The sequence below is a fragment of the Ruegeria sp. SCP10 genome, assembly GCF_040329495.1.
Classification (GTDB): Bacteria; Pseudomonadota; Alphaproteobacteria; order Rhodobacterales; family Rhodobacteraceae; genus Ruegeria.
On record NZ_JBDZYF010000033.1, the window covers coordinates 1 to 4,945 of the forward strand.

Here is a 4,945-nt window from a genome sequence, read left to right on the forward strand (position 1 = left end):
TGATTACGGATAAGCTGAGAAGCTATTTCAAACCGATCCGTGATCTCGCGCCGGGTGCAGATCACCGAGCACACAAAGGGTTGAATAACAGGATCGAAGGATCACACAGAATGGACCTGTGGCGGTTTGATGCCGCTCCTTTGTTAGCATTTACTGCAGCAAAGGAGACAGACTATGGGGCTGAAACGGACAGACGAATTCCGTGCTGATGCGGTGCGGCTTGCACTGACAAGTGGGCTGACACGCAAACAAGTGGCCTCAAATTTGGGTGTTGGCTTATCGACGCTGAACAAATGGGTCACCGCACATCGGGACACCGATGTGATATCCGACAAAGATCTGGATCTTGCCCGTGAGAATGAACGGCTTCGACGTGAGAACCGCATTCTCAAGGAGGAGAGGGATATTCTAAAAAAGGCCACAGCCTTCTTCGCGAGCCAAAAGCCATGAGGTTCAGGTTCATCGAAGAGCACGGCTGCGATTTCCCGACTAACCGCCTTTGCCAGGTTCTGGATGTCAGCGAACGAGGCAAACGTGCCTATCGCAGTCGCCTGGCCAGCCAACGGCAGCGAACCGACATGATCGTTCTGGCGCACATCAAAGAACAATCTCGGCTCAGCCCGGGCAGCTACGGCAGGCCGAGAATGACGGAGGAGCTGAAAGAGCTCGCTTTGAACATCGGCCATCGCTGCGTCGGTCGGTTGATGCGCGAGAATGGTATCCGTGTCGAACGGTCTAAGAAATACAAGGTGACCACCGAAAGTAACCATGCCTTCAACATCGCACCTAACTTACTGAACCGAGACTTCCGTGCGGAGCTGCCAAAGCAAAAATGGGCTGGCAATATCAGCTATGTGTGGACGCGTGAGGGTTGGCTTTATTTCGCTGTGATCCTTGATCTGCACTCTCGACGTGTCATTGGCTGGGCGGTGAGCAACCGGATGAAGCGTGATCTCGCAATCCGGGCTTTGAAGATGGCTATCGTGCTGCGGCAACCGCAAAAAGGCTGTATCCACCATACGGACCGCGGGTCGCAATACTGCTCACATGACTACCAGAAGATATTGCGCCAGCACAGGCTCAAGGTGTCGATGAGCGGCAAAGGCACTTGTTACGACAACTCTGCCGTCGAGACGTTCTTCAAAACGATCAAAGCTGAGCTGATCTGGCGACGCTCGTGGCAAACCAGGCGGCAGGCTGAAACGGCCATCTTCCAGTACATCAACGGCTTCTACAATCCGCGCAGGCGACACTCAGCATTAGGTTGGAAAAGTCCCGTCGCATTCGAGCGTAAGGTGGCTTAAACGAGCACTTGGGGCGGCACAAAAGCGTGACAGGTCCAGCCCGACTGCCCAGATAACCCGGATGGTGGCTCTCGATCTCGCCATGGGCCTCCTTCTGTTGCTTGGCCTTTTCCAACAGCCCGAGTTTCGGTTTGATGACCTTCTCCTGAATGCTTGTCGTTGATCGACACTCCTTTTTGCGGTCCAAAAGAGCAGAAATGTCAGATCAAGTCGTGTGTTTTACACATTCCGGCCCCACCGCTATCGCCTCTCTTCCATTTCCTACCGCCACGCCCGATCGGTCGCGCACGAACTTTCGAACGGCTATGCTCTCGAGTTGACCGCCTGACCGCGCCAGCAAAGGCTCTCTGCAACCGCTGGCAAACAAATTGGCAATGTCCTGCGGAGAGATAAGCAAAAGTTATTTCCGGTTCGAGCGTATCGCGGGCTATCTTGTCAGATAGCTTAGTGACCGGTCTCTCACATTTAGGTGCGCTCTCACGCGGAGGTATAGAATGAAAGTCCCAGGATTCCTAAAACCGATCCAAAACCTAGTCGACACGTTCAGGACGAAAGCCCCTTTCGGGCGACGGGCCTCACAGCAGCCGGGATTGGCGATGGAGCGACTTAACTCTCACCGCCCACCACGAGAATGGAACGGGATAAATTCCACGCGCGCCGAACACAGAGCGACCCAAGTCGCGCTAGTCGCTCAATCAGCCGCCGCCGAAATCGGGCCCGGAAGCCGATCGGGGGATGCAGGTCGCGCGCCTTCGGGCAGCGCACAGGCGAGTGTTTGGGAAGAGATGGTCGAGTATCTCGAACAGCACGGCACCAGCAGCCGAATGAGCCCGGTATCAGATGACGGTACCGAATTCGAAGACTTTCTCGAGTTCGATGTCGATGAGGATGGTAGTCTCGTGGAGCAGCGGGAATTGATCAACACTCGGGGTTCGGATCCGATGGATCAGGGGCGCGGCGACCGTGATATGCTAGGTGCAAAGATCGACGATCGTCATGACTCATTTGGCGTAGAAGCGCCGAGCACTGCGTTGCGAAATGAGATCTACGAATTCATGCCGCAGGATGAGCTACCAGCAGGTAGCGGCGATGCTGACGGGTTGGGCACCAGCGTGGCAGACCTCGATGAATTGCTGGGCCTCGAAACGCTAAGCCCCGAGGGGCCCCGTCGCACGGACAGCACAAACCCTGCTGCCGAGGACTCTCCAAAGATCAGCCGTCTGGGAAGAGAGAGCATTGTGCCGCCGGGTGTGATCACGCGGTCCTTTGACGACAAGTCGAGGCCAGAAATTGGTACCGTACGCTTGAATACGATATTCGAGGCATCCAATGAGGACGCCAGCTCAACATCATCTGTGGACGCTGGTGAAAAAGCCAAGGGCGGCACTCCTCTCGACGGTCTCAGCACCGCCGAGCAGGCGGAAGTTTTTAAGAAGCAAATAGAAGAGGCGCAGAGCAGACCGAAGAAATCCCTGCTTGATACGATTCTTGGGAACGACTCATCGGCATCGGAAGGCGAAGCTTCGCATGGCGAGGCTACCACATCAGCATCTGCTGACTCGATGCCCCGCACCGCGGTCGGTCGAAGCGATCCGCCAGTCGTCACTGAAATCGAGCTGCATGAGACCCGCTCCTCTGGCGAAAATCGAGACCAGTCGGGAACACTCGATTCCTCTGGGATTGACCCCTCAGAGCAGCGAGAGGGTCCGTCTACCCCCGGCAAATTGCCACGGCAGGTTACCGTGTTCGAGCTAGCAGCGCGCGCTTCCGATACTTACTGGAAGTTTTAGAAAATAGTCAGACACAATATTGTCGATGGAGCGTTGTGAAAACCCCACCGGTCCAGATCAATCGACTTAGCCCGTCCTGTTCTGTGACCCTTGCCGCTAGGCTAGTGATCCCGAGACGCCAGCCCGATGGCTGACGTGCGAATATCCGCTACGAGCTTGGGCTCGCCTAGAAGGCCCCCTTTGCGACTTCGCCTATCAGAAAAGAGTATTTCGGCTTCAACGGGTTCGCGTGTTCGGTTGTGTGCCAGAGTAATGAACTGTCGTGTCGATTTTGGGTTACGAAAGGAGCCTGACAATGAAAATACCAGTTGTCCTAAGCAAGGCGTTCAATGCGGTCAAAGACGCTGTCCCGAACTTGCGCGGCCCAAGAGACAGACCCAATGTAAGTGCTCGACTGAACGGCGGCTCGTTCGGCTGGCAAAGGCAACACGCAAGTTCGTCATTTGCGAATTCGACGGCACCGCCGGTTTTCTCCGAAGCGGCACAGACAAACACAAGCTGGCGGGGAAAGTTTAAAGCACTTTTTCGGCCATCTGGCACCCCCGGCCGTAACGGGTCTGCTCCGACAGAGACACCTTCAAGCGCTGGTTCGCAGGCGAGGCTCAATCCTTTTGCAATTGCGCAACTTGCTGAGCAGGGACGCGTGGGCGATTTGGATGATGAGCAGTTGTCGTTCGTTGAACACGACTCTTATCTTCCAAATCTGTTCGGCAATGCCCGTGGCGCATCTGTTTCGGATTTGGCCGATCCGATGCAAGAAGCGTATTTGCGGGACAGTGGTTGGGCATCGTTTTCCGGCAGCCCCGACCAAGACCTCGACGGCTTTCCCGAAACAGTAACCGTGCCAAAAGGGTACATGTCTGAGATTGAGGACAGCGACGGGAGCGAAACGCTTACCGAAGCATCCTTGCGCCGCTTGGATCGTGAATATAGCGGCGTTTGGCAGGCGGTACGTGATCAAAACGAATGGCTCCACCAAAGGCTGGCCGTAGATCTCAGCTCTGTTTCCGAGGCGGATCTGGGTGCGCTTTCCGATTTAGGTTCAACTGATAGCGATTCATTCTCGAACGCGGATTTTGGCCAGCGAGAAGCACCGGCCTTGGCACCGGCATCCTTCAAAGTGGATGAGCCTACCGCATCTCGAAGCTCGCCATTCACGCATACTGTTGCTAGACAGGGTGTTGGGGCGGCGTCCAGCAGCAGCCGATCCTGGACTTTCGCAGATCCCGCTCCCGACCGAGGTTTTGGACTGGCACTTGGCGGATCCTCACCCTTTGGTGAGGCTGCTCGAAACGTCCTGGGACGTGGCGAGTTCTCATGGGCAACCGGCGGCAGATTTGCGCCGACGGGCGAAGTTACCAACATACCTTTCGGCAATGACCTTGAAAGACCGGAACGCCCACGAAACTCGGGCAGCGACCCGGTCGATCGTGAACTGGATGACTGGTTGCCGGCTGCGGCCAAGTCGCTTCAGGAGGAAGACGATTTCGCACTGGCGCAGCGCCTGCAGCAGGAGGAAGACGATTCCGCCTTGGCGCAGCGCCTGCAGCAGGAGGAAGACGATTCCGCCTTGGCACAGCGCCTGCAGCAACAGGAAGTGAATTTCGCTGCGCGAGGCGCTGGCCACCGTCGTTGATCGTTCCCTGAGCAATCGCAGTTGCCGACCAAGCGCACTTTGGAAAAGCTGGGCATTCCGATGACCACCTTCTATCGTTGGTACGACCGATATCTTGTCGGTGGCCCGAGGCGCTTGAAGATCGCAGACCTACGCCGTCGCGGGTCTGGAACCGTATTCCTCAATCCGTGCGCGAAAAGATCAAGGGTCTGGCTTCGCAGGAAAGCGAGTTGTCA

Annotated in this window: 3 protein-coding genes and 3 pseudogenes; all 6 read left to right on the forward strand. The window is 56.2% G+C overall.

The window, feature by feature from the left end:
• A pseudogene (locus ABLN87_RS21840) lies at positions 1-110 on the forward strand (IS6 family transposase); the annotation flags it as partial.
• Between the two features lie 64 nt (positions 111-174).
• Positions 175-1,304, forward strand: a protein-coding gene (locus ABLN87_RS21845) for an IS3 family transposase (RefSeq protein WP_353014208.1) whose coding sequence is annotated in 2 segments (ribosomal slippage) — positions 175-418 and positions 418-1,304 — 1,131 coding nt in all. Because the reading frame shifts where the segments join, the coding sequence is not laid out codon by codon here.
• Between the two features lie 226 nt (positions 1,305-1,530).
• A pseudogene (locus tag ABLN87_RS21850) lies at positions 1,531-1,632 on the forward strand (IS6 family transposase); the annotation flags it as partial.
• A 457-nt stretch (positions 1,633-2,089) separates the two neighbouring features.
• Positions 2,090-3,094 carry a hypothetical protein gene (locus ABLN87_RS21855; RefSeq protein WP_353014210.1) on the forward strand — a complete coding sequence of 335 codons (1,005 nt, stop codon included), beginning with the start codon at positions 2,090-2,092 and terminating at the stop codon, positions 3,092-3,094.
• 643 nt (positions 3,095-3,737) lie between these two features.
• On the forward strand, positions 3,738-4,730 hold the full coding sequence (locus ABLN87_RS21860; protein WP_353014212.1) for a hypothetical protein: 993 nt from the start codon (positions 3,738-3,740) through the stop codon (positions 4,728-4,730).
• Between the two features lie 9 nt (positions 4,731-4,739).
• Positions 4,740-4,945 (forward strand): annotated as a pseudogene (locus tag ABLN87_RS21865) (helix-turn-helix domain-containing protein); the annotation flags it as partial.